Origin of the sequence: Priestia sp. JSM ZJ58 (assembly GCF_044383985.1) — a bacterium.
Lineage (GTDB): Bacteria > Bacillota > Bacilli > Bacillales > Bacillaceae_H > Priestia > Priestia zanthoxyli.
The window spans coordinates 2,852,861-2,869,136 of record NZ_JBISEM010000001.1; the positions used below are offsets into that span (position 1 = coordinate 2,852,861).

Consider the following 16,276-nt stretch of genomic DNA (forward strand, 5'->3'; position numbering starts at 1 on the left):
GGTATATTTTTCTCCTAAATCAAGCGTGCGAAGGTATTCGCACGCGATGCTGTTTATGCTACGTCATAACCTTGGTCATCAATAGCTTCTTTAATATCTTCGACCGTTACTTGACTTGGATCAAATGCAACCGTTACTTTTGCATCTTCTAAGCTTACTTCTACGCTTTTAACGCCATTAAGTTCGCCTACGCCGCCTTCAACAGCTTTGACACAATGACCGCAAGACATTCCTTGTACTGATAATGTTACGTTTTCCATTTCTAGCATCTCCTTTATTTCATTAATCGTTTAATGGTTGTTAATAATTCATCCACTACTTCTTCATCACCATCTTGCACACGTTCTACAATGCAATGCTTCAAGTGACCTTCAAGCAAAATTTTACTTACACTATTCAAAGCAGACTGCGCAGCTGCGATTTGAGTAATCACGTCGTCACAATACGTATCTTTTTCAATTAATCCTTTAATTCCTCGAATTTGTCCTTCAATTCGATTTAATCGGCTTGTTAGGTTTTTTTTCACTTCTGGAGAATGGTGACTTTTTCTTTCACTATTTATCGTACAACATTTTTCTTCACTATTCATGTGATTCGCTTCGACCATCTAACATCCTCCCTTCATAACTTCATGATACTATACCCCCCTACCCTATGTAAAGCGAAAAGCTGGCTTCTGCTTACTTTATCTTTTCACCAATTTCAGTAGCTATGCTCATATCATTTTCAACTAACATCAACCCACTTATAGCCTATTCCCCATACGGTTTGCAAGTATTCGTCTACGGGAAAGCCCGCTTTTCTAAGCTTATCCCGAACATTTCGCACATGAGAGTCAATAGTACGGTCTCCAATCTCCGCCTCATATCCCCACACTAACACAAGCAAGTCGTCTCGGCTGAACACACGATTTAAATGCTGAAGAAGTAACCCCACCAATTCAAACTCTTTAGGCGTTACTTGAATCTGCTGATCTTTATATTGTAATACGTGATTTTCCTTGCTCCATACTAACCCTTTGTAGGTGATTTCATGTTTTTCCTTTAACGAACGTCTAAGAACGGCACCGATGCGTGCAACCAATTCTTCTTCGCTAAACGGTTTGGTAATATAGTCGTCTGCCCCTATATTTAATCCTTTTACTACATCTAACGTTTGGCTGCGGGCTGTGAGCATAATGACCGGTAGATCAGACATTTTTCTTACTTTTTGACAAATCTCCCACCCATCTTCGCTTGGCATCATAATATCTAATAACATCAAATCTGCTTTGTTACCTTCATAAAGATAGCGCAGCGCTTCTGTGCCTTTTTCAAATTTTATACATGTAAATCCGTTTGGCAGCAGATAAAGTTCTAGTAAATCCAGCATCCTTGCTTCATCATCTACTAATAAAATAGTTGCCATCCTATCCATCCTCTCTTAATACAATCTCTACAGTCGTACCTTTTCCCGTCTCGCTTGTGATTGTTATTTCTCCTCCATGAGCTTCTACAATCTCCTTTACAATTGATAAGCCTAATCCGTAGCCTCCGCTTTTTCTCGAGCGGGATTTTTCCACTCGATACAGCTTGTCAAATACGTAAGGTAGATCTTTTTCTGGAATGCCTATTCCTTGATCTTTAAGAGTTATTGTCAATGATTCAGCTGATTTTTTTACACTTAAATCAATTTTGGTCTCTTCTTTTGAATAGTTCATTGCGTTATCAAGTAAATTGATAATCACTTGCTGAAATCTTTCAGGATCTAGTGAAACGTAAAGACCTTGAGGGCAGCTTATCTCCAGCTCCATCTCCTTTTCTTTTAAAGCTAAATGAAAATGCGCGCATACGGTGTGCAAATACGTAGCTAGCTCTACTTTTTGTTTTTGAATAAAAAATGTATGCTGATCCAGCTGCGCCAGCTGAAACAAATCTTTGACTAACTGTGAAATTCTTCCTGCTTCTTCTTCCACAATAGCAAGATACTTATCACGTTCTTGCGGTGTATTAGAAGGCCTTCTTGCTACGTCTGCATAGCCCTTTAAATACATCAAAGGCGTTTGAAGTTCATGTGAAATGCTGCTTAAAAATTCATTTCTCTCTTTTCGTAACCGCTGCAGCTCATTCGCTAACGACTGAATGGACATTCCTAATTGTCCAAGTTCATCTCTTGAATGAGCGCCAAGTTTCACAGACAAATCTCCTTGACTCAGCTTCTCTGTTGCTTTTTTCATTTTGATTAAAGGAGCGGTTATAAATTTAGACAGAGCAAAAATAGTCACAATGGAAAATAAAACGGACACAGCTCCCGCTACGTAAAAATGATGCTGTAGTCTCGCAATCATTTCGTGAATATCCTTTGTGTTTTTGAACATATAAACCGTTCCGAACTGTTGATGGCCTTCTTTAATAGGTGATGCCGTGGCGATATAAGGTTTGCTTTTCCAGTCGCCTTGCATAATTTCACCTTTATATGTAAGAGACTTTCCTTTCCATTTCTCTACTGCTTTTCTTGCACCTTGAATTAAAGGTCTAGATGAACTGATAATTTTTCCTGTTTTATCCGTTATGATAACATCAGTTTCTGCTTCTGATTCCATCAGTGCAACATGGTTAAGCGTAGCAGAATCATGATGCTTCTCTAATACTTCCCGGTGACTGTTTCCTCTTAAACGCAAGCTTTGCAGCTCCTCTGAAATTCGTGTATTGGCAAGACCGCTATATAAATAGAAAAAGAGAGCGGCTTCAATTAGTAAAATGAACATTAAAAACAAGAGTCCAAGCTTAATAGAAATACGATTCATTTATTCACATCCCTTGCTTTCATTATAAAAGTAATAAATGAAGAAACTGTGCAGAATAAAACATACCTAATTAAATAACGATTATTCTTTGACATTTTACCACGGGTATCTGACAGCTTAGCGTATGAAGTAAGTTTATCATACAGCAAATTTCGAACTTACGAAGCGTGCAGCAATACATAATCCAAAAGCAAAAAGAGATTGAGACATAACAAAATCACTCTAATCTAAAGACGAACGAATTGGATAAGGGAGCTAGTATAAATTACTGGTCACACCGCAGTTGATTTCCGTGCAAGACTTCGCTTTCCGCGGGCGGCCGCTGAGCCTCCTCGTTGTTTACGCTCCTGCGGGGTCTCACCTGTTCCGCTTTCCCCGCAGGAGTCTTCGTCTTACCCTCCAATCAACTGCTAGAAGCAACTATATACATGAAACCTACGTTCACCATACCAATAAAAAAATCCAAACGAGTTGGATTCTTCATCAAGAATCTCGATTCATCGTTCGGATTTTTCTTTAACTAAACTACTTTTACCCCAGCCTCTTTTTATTTAACAATAATAACAGGACATTCTGCGGATTGAGCAACTTCGTGACTTACACTTCCTAGAAAGGTCTCTTTAACAAAGCCCTTTCCTCGGCTTCCTATTACAATGACGTCTTGTTGATTATCACGTGCGTATTCAATAATTTTCTTTGAAGCAGTGCCTTCTACACCGTATGCCTCATATGGAATACCTGATTGAGTTAAATGATTGTGAGCTTCAGATAAAATATCGCGGTTTTCTTCTTCTATCAGTGCGTCCAAGTCAACGCTAAAAACAGGCTGCTGCAAGTGAATTCTTTCCTTAATATGTACAATTGTCAGCTTATTAGCATTTACGCTTTCAGCTAGTTTACTTGCATGTTGAAGAGCACGAATAGAAGGTGCGGAACCATCAAAGGCGACTAAGATTTTGTTATACATATCAAGAACCCTCTCTCTTTTTGTTCTTTCATGATGTATTACCATCTAGATGCTTTAGATGATAAAGCAAAAAATAATAAAGTAAGAGACTTCTTGATTTTTGCTTTATCATCCATACTATACTTTTACCGCTTTCAGAAAAAACAAAACATTTATCCGTTTTTTTCCATATGAAAAGCCTTTGCTCACTAGAAGCAAAGGCTGATTGTTTATGTTAGTAGGTTATTTAACAAACTTCTTTTAACTCTTCAGTTAAACGTAAAAAAGTTTCTTTATCTCTTTTTTCTAAAGACTGATCGATTTGCAGTAAAAGCTGTGCTTTTTTAAAGTCACAAAGAGATTTGTTTAGCACTAGTTGAGCTGCTGTCGCGTCTGATACTTTTACTTCTTCTCGTGTCATTTTGCGGGACGTATAGTTTTCCATTACAAGTCAACTCCTCATCCTTTTCGCTATTATATAAGAAATCATATAATTATTCAAATATTTTTTCTTATTTTTCATTTTAAATTTGACCCCCAAAAACCGAGATTAAGACATAGCGAAATTAATTCAATCTAAAGACAAACAAATTGGATACATGAGCTGAACCGCTTGTGACACCGCTGTTGATTTCCGTGCAAGCGCTAGAAGCATCTACCCACATAAACGAAACCTATGTTCATCACAATAACAAAAAAATCCGAACGAGTTGGATCCTTTATCAAGAATCTCAATTCATCGTTCGGATTTTCTTTCCACTAAAATAATTTTGTCTCAGCCTCTTGTTATCACAACCACTCTGGGCGTGAAGAACCTCGAGGAACGAGAACCGTCTTATATTCCCCTGGAGTTTCCGACATTTCGATTTGTTCTGTAAGCCCTTGGTACAATCCTAAAGGTGTTTGGGCTGTAAAGAGATCCGGTGCAATGTACTCATGCTTCTCTGACGAACCAGCTGTTTGATGAGCATATGTTTTATCATAGATGCCCATTGATAAAATCCATAAAGATACGCGATCTAATGATACACGCACGCGGTAGCTGCCTCCTTCTTTTGCTCTTCTTTCTAGTGCCATTAAAGCACCAACTTCAAGCAGCCAAGAAACTGCATAATCATTGACAACTACAATAGGAGGCAGCTTAGGATTTTCTGGCGATCCTTCTAACGCCATGACTCCCGTTACGCTTCCCGCTGTCTGGTCAAATCCATTTCTTTTTGCCCACTCTCCTTGCGTCCCGTGCAGGTTAACGGTGCAGTGGATGATTCCAGGTTTTAATTTTGCACACTCTTCAGCTGTTAGACCGTATCTCTCTAGAAATCCGTAGCGACGGTTCCCAAAAAAGATATCGGCTTCTTTTAGAAGATCAACCATTTTTTCTTTTCCTTCTTTTTCACCGATATCCAGCGTTGAAGAGCGCATACCGACATTAGACGTAGCGTAAATCGTATCATGCTCCCAATCCGTTGGCTTCCAAATATTTAAGACGTCCGCACCGTGTAAAGCGAGAGCTCTACCGAATCCTGCTCCTGCAATAACGTGACCAAGCCCTAATGCTCGAATACCATCTAGCGGCGTTTTAGGATTCTTGGAAAAAGGAATCGGCTCACTTTCTCCAATCTTTTCAATTTCAATTAAAGGAAGCTGAGCTATTTCTTCATACGCGGCTTCTTTCATAAACTCTTCAATTGTCCGCACAACAGGCATGATCACTCCTCGCTCCGCTGCAGCTTTTTCCAATTCTTCTGCATTCCATCCGCGAATCGCTTTTGCCACTGCATCAGGGTCTTCTATACAATTTAATAGCTTGAGCGTTTCATGCTTAGAGCGTGGATACGGATTCAGCGGCATTACCCATTTGCCGTCTTTTGTTTGATAAAAGCGAAAGCCTAATGGATTATAAGGATCATTTGCTTTACTCGGGGCATACCCATTAAGCTTTTCCCATTTTTTATCGTAAAAAGGTGATAATCTTCGGATCGCTTTTCGTAAATCCATATGAATATCTTGACCTTTTCCTCCGCGTATTCTCCAAATTTTTGAGACAGCTACTGACTTAGCAACCAGTGCAATAGCTGCTGCTGAGGCAAGTCGCAGCGTACTAGGAACAATCGGATCTTCTCCGTAAAATGTAATGTTTCCTCCGCTGTCTTTTGCTGATAAGCCGACTCCTTGAAGCACATTTTCCAGCTCTTGATAGATATCAAAATCACTATTATCCGTTAAACGATTTTCATTTGCTTTCACAATAGATTTTGTTAGCTGACCTTTCGTAATGTTGCTCATGTGTAGTCCCTTCTTTCCTCATATAATTACCTCATTATGTCCCTGCTTGCTGAAGTTATGCTCTCATCGAGTTAAATAAAAACACTTTAAATATAACCTTTACGTTAACGTTAATATTATCTTAAAACGAATGTATCATATATCACTTGGGCGAACAAATAATTTGTTTCATAAACAAACAAAAGCGCTTTATGTTTTTGTACATAAAACGCTTTTTCCTATTTCATATTTTCTTTTTCGAACTACTTTTCGATTGGTTTTTTTAATGCATGTAAATTTTCTTCTGCAGAAAGCATGACCTGGTTCATAATATCTTCCGCATCTTTAATGGCTTGGTTATAAAAATGAGGACCTATATGTTCTTTAATAAACTCCAATACATTTTCCGCTGCAAATTCACTAATTTCTTCATCTCGTTCGTTATAAAAAAACGTTTGAATTTCATTCAGCATTTTATCTTTGTCTTCTTTTGAAAAATTAATAAACATAAACAAAACTCCTCTTTACATTGATATCTGTCTACCTGACATCATAGCAAGAGGAGCTGAGAAAATGCAGTCTTTTTTTCTTGTGATTTTTGTGTACAATGCTTGTGTTGATTTGAATTAGCTAGACACTTTCATAGCCGGTTTTTCTTTTATGCGGCTTGAGCGTTTTTTCATATCCTGTAAAATCTCTAAATATCTCTTTTCCGTCAACTCATATTTTACGAGTGGGACAAGTGATAACAAGCAAAGAATACCCGGAATAATCGTAAAGATTAAAGCAATCCAAATGAGCGTGCTGTGTGACTGAATTTGATTTGGCATGTACCCTACTGCTGAAAGGATGTACCCACCTACTGCTCCACCCACTGCTGAAGCGACCTTTGTTTTGAAAATATTCGTAGAAAACACCATTCCTTCTGCTCGGTTCCCCGTTTTCCATTCGCCGTATTCTACACAGTCAGCGAGCATAGATGTTTGAGCAATGTTACTAACCCCACCGCCAAAAGAAGCTAAAAAGCTTAAAATCATCACTGGCATAACGTGGAAACCCGTTGCAAACATTGTAAGAGTGGCTACAGCATTTAGGGCAATTCCCCCTATTGCTGCACGTTTCTTTCCAAATTTATTTGAAATGAAAGGAGACGCGATCGCTCCTACAATTTGTGCTGTGAAAAATAAGGTTAAATAAAGAGACGCGATGTTCTCTGCATTTAAATTGTATTTAAAATAGTAAATAGAAAACGTAGTTCGAATCGTTAAAATTGTTTCAACTAAAAGCATTGAGAAAATCAGGTAGCGCAACGGTCTATTTTGAATAAATAAGTTCCAAACTGCTTTTGGCGTCTGCTTTTCCTGTCTTTTTACGGTATAGTTTTCTTTTACTCCTGAAAATGTGATGATCATTGTAATCATTAAGATACACGCATAAATAAGACTAAGCATAAACCAGTTTCCAAAATAATGAGCTAGTGGAAGAGTTAATAAACTAGCAAATAAAGACCCTACTGCTGCAATTGTTCTAGGAAAAGCTACAACTTTATTTCGTTCTTTTACATCTTGTGTAATCGTTGCTGAAAGCGACCAATAAGGAATATCCATGATAGCAAAGCTTGTTCCCCACGCGATATAAGTGATATAAGCATAAATTAATTTTCCTGTGTGAGAAAGATCCGGACTAATAAAACACGCGACTGTAGCAACAGCTGCAAAAAATCCGCCTATTAAAAGATAGGGCCTAAACTTACCAAATCTCGTTTCTGTATTATCAACAATCATTCCGATAATAATGTCCGCAATCCCATCCCATATCCTAGCAATAAGAAATAAAGTTCCTACGGCTGCAGCATTTAATCCTACACTATCCGTATAAAAAATCATTAAATATGTACTTGTTAATGCATAAATAATATTGTTTCCAAAACTCCCCATTCCGTATGATAATACGGTTTTGAGAGAAACTTTTGACTGTACCCCCATGCTCATATAACCTAACTCCCTTCTCCTATAAAACGCTTTCATATCATATTATGAGTGACTAGAATCTCATTGCTTTATGAGATTCTAGTGTCCTATTGCTACTACATGTTTTCTACAATACGACTTTCATAAGGCTGCAGAACAATATCTTTAAATACTTTTACTTCTGGCGTATGGTTCATAAGGAAGTAATAACTTGTCTTTCCAAGCTTGCGAGGATATACTTCAACTCCATCTTCACTTTCCGTATGCTCAATCTGCTGCTCTGTTACAATATCAAGCGCCATTTTTTCAAACGTTTGCCCTTCAATTCCACAGCCTACATAATAGACCGTCCCGCGACCAAACTGATTTTTTGTTACAGCCGCTTGATTATAAAATGGATCATCATACTCATACAGCACTTCAGCTGTTACAGGTGTGATAATGTCTCTCCACACGGACGCACTTGCTTGTTCTCCTTCATACGGTCCTTTTCCTTTAATAGCTGCTTTTTGAGTAGAAGACAGTGCTTCCACTTCATGAATTTCAATCCCTGTTATTTCTTTTACATATCCGGGTAGCGTCTGTTTAAAGTGAATATTATTTTGTTTGTCTTTAATGCCGGTTCTAAACGTAAAAACGATGACGCCTCCGTTTTCAGTAAATTCAGTAAATCTTTTACCTAGTTCTTTATCAATGATTTGCAAAGCCGGAACAACCAGTACTTTATAGCTTGAAAAATCTCTTGTAGCAGGAATAACATCAATTGGTGTATTCAACTTATAAAACGGGGTATATCCTCTAAGAAGCTCTTGCGTAAAGTCAAATCCTTCACTTTGCTGCTGAAAACGCCATGACCATATATTTTCATAGTCATATAAAACGGCAATCTCCGATTTAATATCAGACTCAAGCACATGTTCGTAATGAACGATTTCACTAAATAACGACTGAACTTCTTTGTAACGTTTTCCATAGTGATTATCGTGACCTACAATTCCGTAGCAGTATTGCTCAGCTCCTCTTGTCATTCCGCGCCAGCGAAAATACAGCATATTCGTGCATCCATGAGCAAAAGCTTGATAAGACCACATTTTTGCCTGATTAGGTCGCGGTAGATAACCGATGATATCATGACCTTGAGCACCCATTAATTCCTCTACAATCCAGAAATTTTTATGTAACAAGCCTCTATTAAAATCATGACCTAGTGCAATATGAGCCGGGGTAATTGGCTCTGTTTGACCGCCCCATACCGGATAATTATCATAGGATACAAAGTCCATTACTTCTAGGTTTTCTTCATGATCGAACCATTTATCAAAAAAGCCTCCTGATACGTTCGTGGTCAACAGCTGGTGATCACCTTTATATTTCTTCACAATCGCTGTTTGTTCGTGAGCGTATCTGTTTAACGAAAAAGAGCGAAAGCGGGCCCAGTCTAGCTTTAACGAAGGGCTGTGTGTCGTAATTGTTTTTACAGGCATAGGCACTTCGGTAAAGTCGTTATACGTTTGTCCCCAGAAAATAGTGCCATACTTTTCATTTAACTCATTAATATCTTTATATTTTCTTTCCAAAAACTGCTGAAACTCTTTATGACATTGTTCGCAGTAACACATATCACTGCCTTCATGGCCAAATTCATTGTCAACTTGCCATGCTACGATTGCTTCTTCTGAGCAGTAGTGCTTTACTAGTTGTTCTGTAATCTGAGCGCTATACTGCCGGTAAAGAGGAGAATTAAAACAATATTGACGTCTTCCTCCAAATGCTCTGACCGCCCCATTTTCATCTTTTGATAAAATAGAAGGATGCTGCTTCGCAAGCCAAGCCGGAAAAGTGGCAGTAGGGGTACCAAACATAACGTCAATATTCTGTTTTTTAAGCTTATTGATAACGCTATCAAAAAAAGAAAAGTCATATTGCCCTTCTTTAGGCTCCATAAGATGCCAAGCGAACTCCCCTATTCTCACCATATTTGATCCTAACTCTTTAATACCTTGGATATCTTCTTCTATCATATTCTCTGGCCAATGTTCAGGGTAATAATCGACGCCGATGTACATTTTTCTCTACTCCTATCTATTTCTTTATTTCATTAAATGAACGTTTTGCTGTTACTTGTTAAGGTATTCTTGGAAACGGTGATCAAAAGCAAAAAAATCACATTTCCTGTCTTCATAAATAATTCTCTATTCAACTTTTAAGATACATACTTTCTAATCTTTTAAAACGCTTACAAGTTTATTTTATGAACTTTATTCAAAATATTCAATGGTAAAAATTTAGAGAAAAACATCCTTTTTTTGCTCTTTATTAAAATAAAGAATAAAACGCTTACAAAGACAAATGTTTTTATAATTCTTTTATATATCTTCCCTCACACTCCCCACATCCACATTTAGGTAATAAATTGCTTAGAAAACACTCTTCAAAAGTCATTTCTTTCATACATGTTATCTATCAATTAGTAAGAGTCATTTGACTTATCTATAAAATAGTAAAAATTCCAGAGCAGGTTTTTACCATTATTAACACATTGATCCTACGTTCACCATCACGACAAAAAAAAGACCGCACAATGAATCGATAATCTCGATTCATTGTGCGGATACTTCTTGGGCTAAAATACGTTTGTTCTACCTCTTACTTGCAGCTGATTATGAACACGCCCTTTTACGGATTTGTATTCATGCAGCTTCCATTTATACAAAACTCTTCAAACACAGGGTTCTTTACATTCTCCATTAACAATGGGGTTGCAACATGCTGGAAATTAGAATGACGAATTGTTAGGTTTGTAACGGGAGAACGTTCATAGGCTCGAATCCATAAGCCGTATTTCCCTCCATTACTTTGCAAATTTTCTATGTTGATACTACGAACAACGGGCGTAAAATTCCCTGTGTCTCCTTCTTCATAGTACATGTCTATTTGAATCACTTCACTGCCAACGCTTTTGACCGTATTGTTGCTAAAGTCGATATCTTCAATCGTTCCGCCGCGAACTGAATTTGTTTTAATACGCAGCGCCCGGTCTAGATTGGGACTGTCCATAACATTGTGCTGAGCAAATACGTTCCGGACGCTTCCTGATATTTCGCTGCCGATCACAACGCCCCCGTGGCCATCTTTCATTTCGTTTCCTTCAATAATAATATTTTCACTTGGTACGTTGATTCTTCTTCCATCTGCATTACGCCCCGACTTAATCGCAATACAATCATCTCCATTGTCAAAATAAGAATCTTTAATAAGCACATTTTTACTCGATTCAGGGTCTACTCCATCATTATTAGGACCATGACCTATAATTTTTACATCATCGATTAAAATGTTCTCGCTTAAGACAGGGTTGATTTGCCACATGGGCGAATTTAAAATGGTTACACCTTTTATCATGATATTTTTGCTGTGATAAGGCTGAATAAAACTAGGTCGCAAATAGTGCCCTTTGCCAAATACGCGCTCTTTAACAGGAACTTTCTCTTCTGCCATTTTAAACAGCAAATCGCGATCTTGCTGTTGATTGGGCTCGCCTTCTTTCCATCCAAACTCCTTTTTTCCTTTCCAGGGCCACCAATGTTCGTTATCACCCTGTCCATCTAACGTACCTTCTCCTGTAATCGCAATATTTTTTTCGTTATAAGCATAGATAAGCGGTGAATAATTATATAGCTCCACGCCTTCCCATCTTGTTAAGACAGCAGGTAAGTATTTGTCAGGATTTTGACTAAACTTAATGGTAGCTTTTTTCATTACATGAAGATTTACGTTGCTTTTTAAATAAATCGCACCGGTAACATAAGTTCCTGGTGGAACAACAACGCGCCCTCCTCCTGCTTTGTTAGCCGCTTCGATTGCTTTTTTAAAAGCAGCCGTTGAATCAGACTTTCCATCTCCTGCTGCTCCGTACCGCTTAATATTAAACGTACGGTTCGGAAATGAAGGAGGCTGAATTTGTTCTTTAACTGCTGTTATTTTTTCACTTGCTGAAAGAGCTTCTCCTTGGGCAGAAAACGGTAAAATAAGCATCAGAGTCATCACAAACAAAGAAAGCACATATTTTTTCACTAGCTTTTCCCCTTTCGTTTAACAATCTAGTAACCGACTTATTTATAAAGTAACGCCTGTTTTAAAAATGGCCATTTCTTTAAAATCATTTTTTTCGTTATTTACAAGCTCTCCGCTAGAAACCCCGATCATGTACTCAATAAAGCTTTCTAACGTAGCTTCTTCTGTGTCACCTTCAACCAGTACCCCTCCATTAAAATCAATCCAGTGCGGCTTCTTGTTATAAAGAGCGGTGTTTGTAGAAATTTTTATAGTGGGCACAAACGTTCCAAACGGCGTTCCTCGTCCCGTTGTAAACAGTACAATATGACACCCTGAAGCCGCTAAAGCAGTTGAGGCAACTAAATCATTTCCAGGAGCACTTAGTAAATTTAAACCGTTAGTTTGTAAGCGATCTCCGTAATTTAACACGTCTACGACTGGGGCCGTGCCTGCTTTTTGAGTACAGCCAAGTGATTTATCTTCTAACGTTGTAATGCCGCCTGCTTTATTGCCGGGAGAAGGATTTTCATACACCGGCTGTTTATGATTGAGAAAATACGTTTTAAAGTCATTAACCAGATGAACAATTTTATCAAATGTTTGTTCATCAACAGCTCTTTCCATTAGCAGGGTTTCTGCACCAAACATTTCAGGTACTTCTGTTAAAACTGTTGTGCCTCCTTGAGCAATGAGCCAGTCAGAGAATTTACCGAGCAGCGGATTTGCTGTAATACCAGATAATCCATCTGACCCACCGCATTTAAGACCTACTTTCAGCCTGGAAATATCAACGTCTTCTCTTTTATCATCTTTAGCAGCAGCATAAATTTCTTTTAACAAAGTGACTCCTGCCTCAATTTCATCCTCGACGTCTTGAGATTGTAAAAACTTCACTCTGCTTTCATCAATTGTACCTAGCGCTTGTTTAAATTCTGTTAAGCTATTATTCTCACATCCAAGCCCTAATACTAATACGCCTCCAGCATTTGGATGCTGTACCATTCTCGTAAGCATGGTTCTTGTATTAAGGTGATCATCACCGAGCTGAGAACATCCGTAATTGTGTTTTAAAACGGTTACATGTTCAAAAGGCGAGATATCACCTATTTCTTTTTGAAACTGTTTAATCATTTGTTCGGCTATACCATTTACGCACCCTACCGTTGGAATAATCCAAAGCTCATTTCTAATTCCAATGTCTCCGTTTTTGCGGCGATATCCTTTAAACGTTAGCGATTGTTTTTTTTCTTTAGGAGCTGCTAACTTTTGATGAAATTCATATTCGTTAACATTATTTAAATTTGTTTTTGTGTTATGCGTATGCACCCATTCACCAGGTGAAATAGAGTGCGTCGCATGCCCGATTGGAAAACCATATTTTATAATGTTGCCGCCCGCTGAAATTGGCGTAAGAGCTATTTTATGGCCCCGTTTCACTTCTTCTTTTAGAGAAATTTCTTTTCCATCAACCATAAGGTTCTCTTGTGCTAAAAAATCTCGTAAAGCTACTGCTACATTATCTTCCTCATGAATACGAATTACTTCTTTCATATGCTTCACCTCTTACTGTTTAGTTGCGGTTACATAGAGAATTTCTTTTATTGCCTGTTTCATTCCGAGAGTTTCAATGGCTAAGACTCCATTTGTTACGGCTTCTGTTAAGCTAGGAATCGTATTTAAATTCTCTCCCCAATGCTCTTTATATCCCAGTACTTCTTTTACAATGTAAGAAATGCTTTTTTCAGTACCGTCAAACGTATTCCAAAGAGATTCATACATTTCTAGAACTGCAGGGTCATCTGATAGTTCAATTTTTTCTCCTTCTCTTTTTCCTTTATAAAAAGAAATGAGGGCACTGAGAGAAAATGTAAGCAAAGCCGGCAGCGCTCCTTGCTTTTCAACGTACTCTTTAAGAGTTGGGATGTTTCGCGTTTTAAACTTTGTCATGCTGTTCAAAGAGATGCTCATTAATGCGTGGTGGATAAACGGATTTTGAAAGCGTTCTAATGCAGATTTAGCAACTGGCAAAGACTCTTCTTCCGAAACTGGTAAACTAGGAATAATTTCTTCATACAGACACTTTCGAATAAACGTTCCGATTACATCATCTTCGACTGCTTCTCTGACCGTATTTAGTTCCGCTAAATACGCAACAGGCATCATAGCAGTATGAATCCCATTTAAAATTCTGACTTTCTGCAGCGCATATGGTGCAATGTCGTCCACAAATTTCACATGTAAACCAGCTTCTTCCGCGGGAAACTCTTCTTTTACCCACTCAGGTCCCTCAATAACCCATAAGTAAAATGGCTCTGCGATCACAAAAAACTCATCTTCATAACTCAGTTCATTGAGCAGATTTTCATCGTTTGGATAACCTGGCACAATTCGGTCAACAAGCGTGCAGCAAAAAGCATTTGCTTCGTGTATCCATTCGGTAAACTTTTTCTCTAAATTCCATTTGTCGGCATAGCGCAATACCATTTTCTTTAACAAATCCCCGTTTCGCTCCACTAATTCACAAGGAAGGATAATAAGTCCCTTTGTTGGATCTCCTTGAAAAGCTTGAAACCGCTTATATAGAAATGCCGTAACTTTACCAGGAAAACTCGTTTGCGGTGCATGTTCCAAGCGGTCTTCTTCTAAAAATGCGATACCTGCTTCTGTTGTATTAGAAATAAGAAATCTTAGCTCTTCTTTCTCCGCTAATTGCATATACGCCTCATAATCTTCATATGGATTTAGACCTCGGCTAATAGATTCAATTACTTCATGTTCTTTGACTGCTTTACCGTCTTGAATTCCTTGAAGAGAAACCGTAAACAAACCGTCTTGCTCATTCAATTTACCTGCATTTCCCGTAATTCTCGGATTGACAGCTACTATACTGCCTTTAAATGCAGTGCGTTTGTTCATTTGATGAATTTGCCAATCAGCAAACCCTCTTAGAAATACGCCTTCTCCAAACTGCAGTACTTTTTCTGGGTATATACGTGTGTTAGCTTGCATCTGACGGTTTAACTTCATGTTAGCATCTCCTTTTTTGCACACATTAACATTGTTATTTTTATAGCTTTTTATATTGTTTTATTTCTTAAAAATGTTAACGTTAACATTTTTGGGCCGGTTATACTAAATAACCGGCTACATAGATGAGCGTGACTTTACAGACTGGCGAACCATTAATTCGGTATTAATTAAAACTTTATTTTGCAGCATCTTTTTGTCATCTTTGTCCATTAATGATAAAACTGCTTCTGCTCCGGTCATGCTGATTTTCTCGATTGGTCTTTTAACGGTTGTGAGTGAAGGAGTGGTGTATTTGGCTAATTCAATATCATCAAATCCAATAATTGAGATATCACTCGGTACGTTTAGCCCAGACTCGAATGCGGCGTTCATAGCACCGATTGCCATATCATCATTTGAACAAAAAACAGCAGTAGGCGGCTGCTTTAACCTTAACAGTGCTTTCATTCCTTCATATCCGCTTTGCATATCGTAATTTCCTTGAATCATATACTCTTGGCGAATGGAAACATTGTGATCAATTAACGAGTTAAGAAATCCTTCCTTACGCTGTTGAGTTGATTTAAAACCTTCTATTCCTTCTATGATTGCAATATGCCTGTGACCTAATTCAATCAAATATTCGCCGGCTTTGTAGGCTCCTTCTTTGTCATTTGACAAAATATTAATAATCGATGAATCGTCAACTTGACGGTTGAGCACAATCAACGGGATGCCTTTTTCTACTACGTTATATATAAAAGCGTTATCACGGTCGCTTTGACTCATTAAAATAATCGCATCAAAGCGTTTATTGTTGATGTACGTATAATCATCATAATCGTCAATGCCTCTTACAAATAAATTATACTGAACATCAATTACTTTACTTACCCCTCTAATACTATCTACTAAAAAACTTGGTGACGTACCGTTTGCCATGCTCGTAAAAAACAATCCAATTGTATGAGATTTTTGAAGCACTAAATTTTTCGCATGATAATCAGGAATATAGTTAAGCGTATTTGCAATCTCTAAAATTTTCTTTTTTGTTTTTTCTTTAATAAGCGGACTATTGTTTAATGCACGTGAAACCGTTGTATGTGATACGTTTGCTAGTTTTGCAATATCCTTAATTGTAACACCCATTTCATTTACCTTCCTTTAATGAATCAGTATCGATTTTTATTATAAGGATATCACAAGTTAGTAGGAATAATAAGCAAATGGTGAATGTTATGACAG

Annotated in this window: 14 protein-coding genes; all 14 read right to left on the bottom strand. The window is 37.8% G+C overall.

The window, feature by feature from the left end; translation table 11 throughout:
* Window positions 1-53: 53 nt before the first annotated feature.
* On the bottom strand, window positions 54-260 hold the full coding sequence (gene copZ, locus ACH6EI_RS15055) for a copper chaperone CopZ (RefSeq protein ID WP_013082796.1): 207 nt from the start codon (window positions 258-260) through the stop codon (window positions 54-56).
* Between the two features lie 14 nt (window positions 261-274).
* Entirely contained in the window at window positions 275-607 is a 333-nt protein-coding gene (locus ACH6EI_RS15060) for a metal-sensitive transcriptional regulator (RefSeq protein WP_013056612.1), read from the bottom strand.
* Window positions 608-726: 119 nt separating this feature from the next.
* Window positions 727-1,407, bottom strand: coding sequence for a response regulator transcription factor (locus tag ACH6EI_RS15065; protein ID WP_047751141.1), 681 nt, complete (start codon window positions 1,405-1,407; stop codon window positions 727-729).
* A 1-nt stretch (window position 1,408) separates the two neighbouring features.
* A complete protein-coding gene (locus ACH6EI_RS15070; RefSeq protein WP_047751142.1) occupies window positions 1,409-2,785 on the bottom strand; it encodes a sensor histidine kinase in 1,377 nt (458 codons plus the stop codon).
* A gap of 547 nt (window positions 2,786-3,332) precedes the next feature.
* On the bottom strand, window positions 3,333-3,752 hold the full coding sequence (locus tag ACH6EI_RS15075) for a universal stress protein (RefSeq protein ID WP_028413689.1): 420 nt from the start codon (window positions 3,750-3,752) through the stop codon (window positions 3,333-3,335).
* A 226-nt stretch (window positions 3,753-3,978) separates the two neighbouring features.
* Entirely contained in the window at window positions 3,979-4,176 is a 198-nt protein-coding gene (locus ACH6EI_RS15080; protein ID WP_108674630.1) for an IDEAL domain-containing protein, read from the bottom strand.
* Window positions 4,177-4,520: 344 nt separating this feature from the next.
* Window positions 4,521-6,017 carry a CoA transferase gene (locus tag ACH6EI_RS15085; RefSeq protein WP_108674629.1) on the bottom strand — a complete coding sequence of 499 codons (1,497 nt, stop codon included), beginning with the start codon at window positions 6,015-6,017 and terminating at the stop codon, window positions 4,521-4,523.
* A 242-nt stretch (window positions 6,018-6,259) separates the two neighbouring features.
* Window positions 6,260-6,505: a DUF2164 domain-containing protein gene (locus tag ACH6EI_RS15090; protein ID WP_013082790.1), complete on the bottom strand. Its 246-nt coding sequence runs from the start codon at window positions 6,503-6,505 to the stop codon at window positions 6,260-6,262.
* A gap of 117 nt (window positions 6,506-6,622) precedes the next feature.
* Window positions 6,623-7,987, bottom strand: a complete 1,365-nt coding sequence (locus ACH6EI_RS15095; protein ID WP_108674628.1) for a glycoside-pentoside-hexuronide (GPH):cation symporter — start codon at window positions 7,985-7,987, stop codon at window positions 6,623-6,625.
* 95 nt (window positions 7,988-8,082) lie between these two features.
* Window positions 8,083-10,032, bottom strand: coding sequence for a beta-galactosidase (locus ACH6EI_RS15100; RefSeq protein WP_108674627.1), 1,950 nt, complete (start codon window positions 10,030-10,032; stop codon window positions 8,083-8,085).
* Between the two features lie 610 nt (window positions 10,033-10,642).
* The gene (locus ACH6EI_RS15105) at window positions 10,643-12,040 is read right to left on the bottom strand and encodes a glycoside hydrolase family 28 protein (protein WP_397377557.1); all 1,398 of its coding nucleotides are present in this window, start codon (window positions 12,038-12,040) and stop codon (window positions 10,643-10,645) included.
* A 42-nt stretch (window positions 12,041-12,082) separates the two neighbouring features.
* Window positions 12,083-13,573 (bottom strand): UxaA family hydrolase, encoded by a 1,491-nt coding sequence (locus ACH6EI_RS15110; protein ID WP_034264545.1) that lies wholly within the window; start codon window positions 13,571-13,573, stop codon window positions 12,083-12,085.
* Window positions 13,574-13,585: 12 nt separating this feature from the next.
* Window positions 13,586-15,049, bottom strand: a complete 1,464-nt coding sequence (locus ACH6EI_RS15115) for a tagaturonate reductase (RefSeq protein ID WP_099330863.1) — start codon at window positions 15,047-15,049, stop codon at window positions 13,586-13,588.
* A 117-nt stretch (window positions 15,050-15,166) separates the two neighbouring features.
* Window positions 15,167-16,180, bottom strand: coding sequence for a LacI family DNA-binding transcriptional regulator (locus ACH6EI_RS15120; protein WP_099330862.1), 1,014 nt, complete (start codon window positions 16,178-16,180; stop codon window positions 15,167-15,169).
* Window positions 16,181-16,276 lie beyond the last annotated feature (96 nt).

Excerpts from the sequence above, each read along its gene's own strand:
- ACH6EI_RS15120 (WP_099330862.1), bottom strand. The coding sequence starts at position 16,180 with ATGGGTGTTACAATTAAGGATATTGCAAAACTAGCAAACGTATCACAT.
- ACH6EI_RS15100 (WP_108674627.1), bottom strand. The coding sequence starts at position 10,032 with ATGTACATCGGCGTCGATTATTACCCTGAACATTGGCCAGAGAATATG.
- copZ (WP_013082796.1), bottom strand. The coding sequence starts at position 260 with ATGGAAAACGTAACATTATCAGTACAAGGAATGTCTTGCGGTCATTGT.
- ACH6EI_RS15070 (WP_047751142.1), bottom strand. The coding sequence starts at position 2,785 with ATGAATCGTATTTCTATTAAGCTTGGACTCTTGTTTTTAATGTTCATT.
- ACH6EI_RS15085 (WP_108674629.1), bottom strand. The coding sequence starts at position 6,017 with ATGAGCAACATTACGAAAGGTCAGCTAACAAAATCTATTGTGAAAGCA.
- ACH6EI_RS15115 (WP_099330863.1), bottom strand. The coding sequence starts at position 15,049 with ATGAAGTTAAACCGTCAGATGCAAGCTAACACACGTATATACCCAGAA.
- ACH6EI_RS15110 (WP_034264545.1), bottom strand. The coding sequence starts at position 13,573 with ATGAAAGAAGTAATTCGTATTCATGAGGAAGATAATGTAGCAGTAGCT.
- ACH6EI_RS15095 (WP_108674628.1), bottom strand. The coding sequence starts at position 7,987 with ATGAGCATGGGGGTACAGTCAAAAGTTTCTCTCAAAACCGTATTATCA.
- ACH6EI_RS15080 (WP_108674630.1), bottom strand. The coding sequence starts at position 4,176 with ATGGAAAACTATACGTCCCGCAAAATGACACGAGAAGAAGTAAAAGTA.
- ACH6EI_RS15060 (WP_013056612.1), bottom strand. The coding sequence starts at position 607 with ATGGTCGAAGCGAATCACATGAATAGTGAAGAAAAATGTTGTACGATA.
- ACH6EI_RS15065 (WP_047751141.1), bottom strand. The coding sequence starts at position 1,407 with ATGGCAACTATTTTATTAGTAGATGATGAAGCAAGGATGCTGGATTTA.
- ACH6EI_RS15090 (WP_013082790.1), bottom strand. The coding sequence starts at position 6,505 with ATGTTTATTAATTTTTCAAAAGAAGACAAAGATAAAATGCTGAATGAA.
- ACH6EI_RS15075 (WP_028413689.1), bottom strand. The coding sequence starts at position 3,752 with ATGTATAACAAAATCTTAGTCGCCTTTGATGGTTCCGCACCTTCTATT.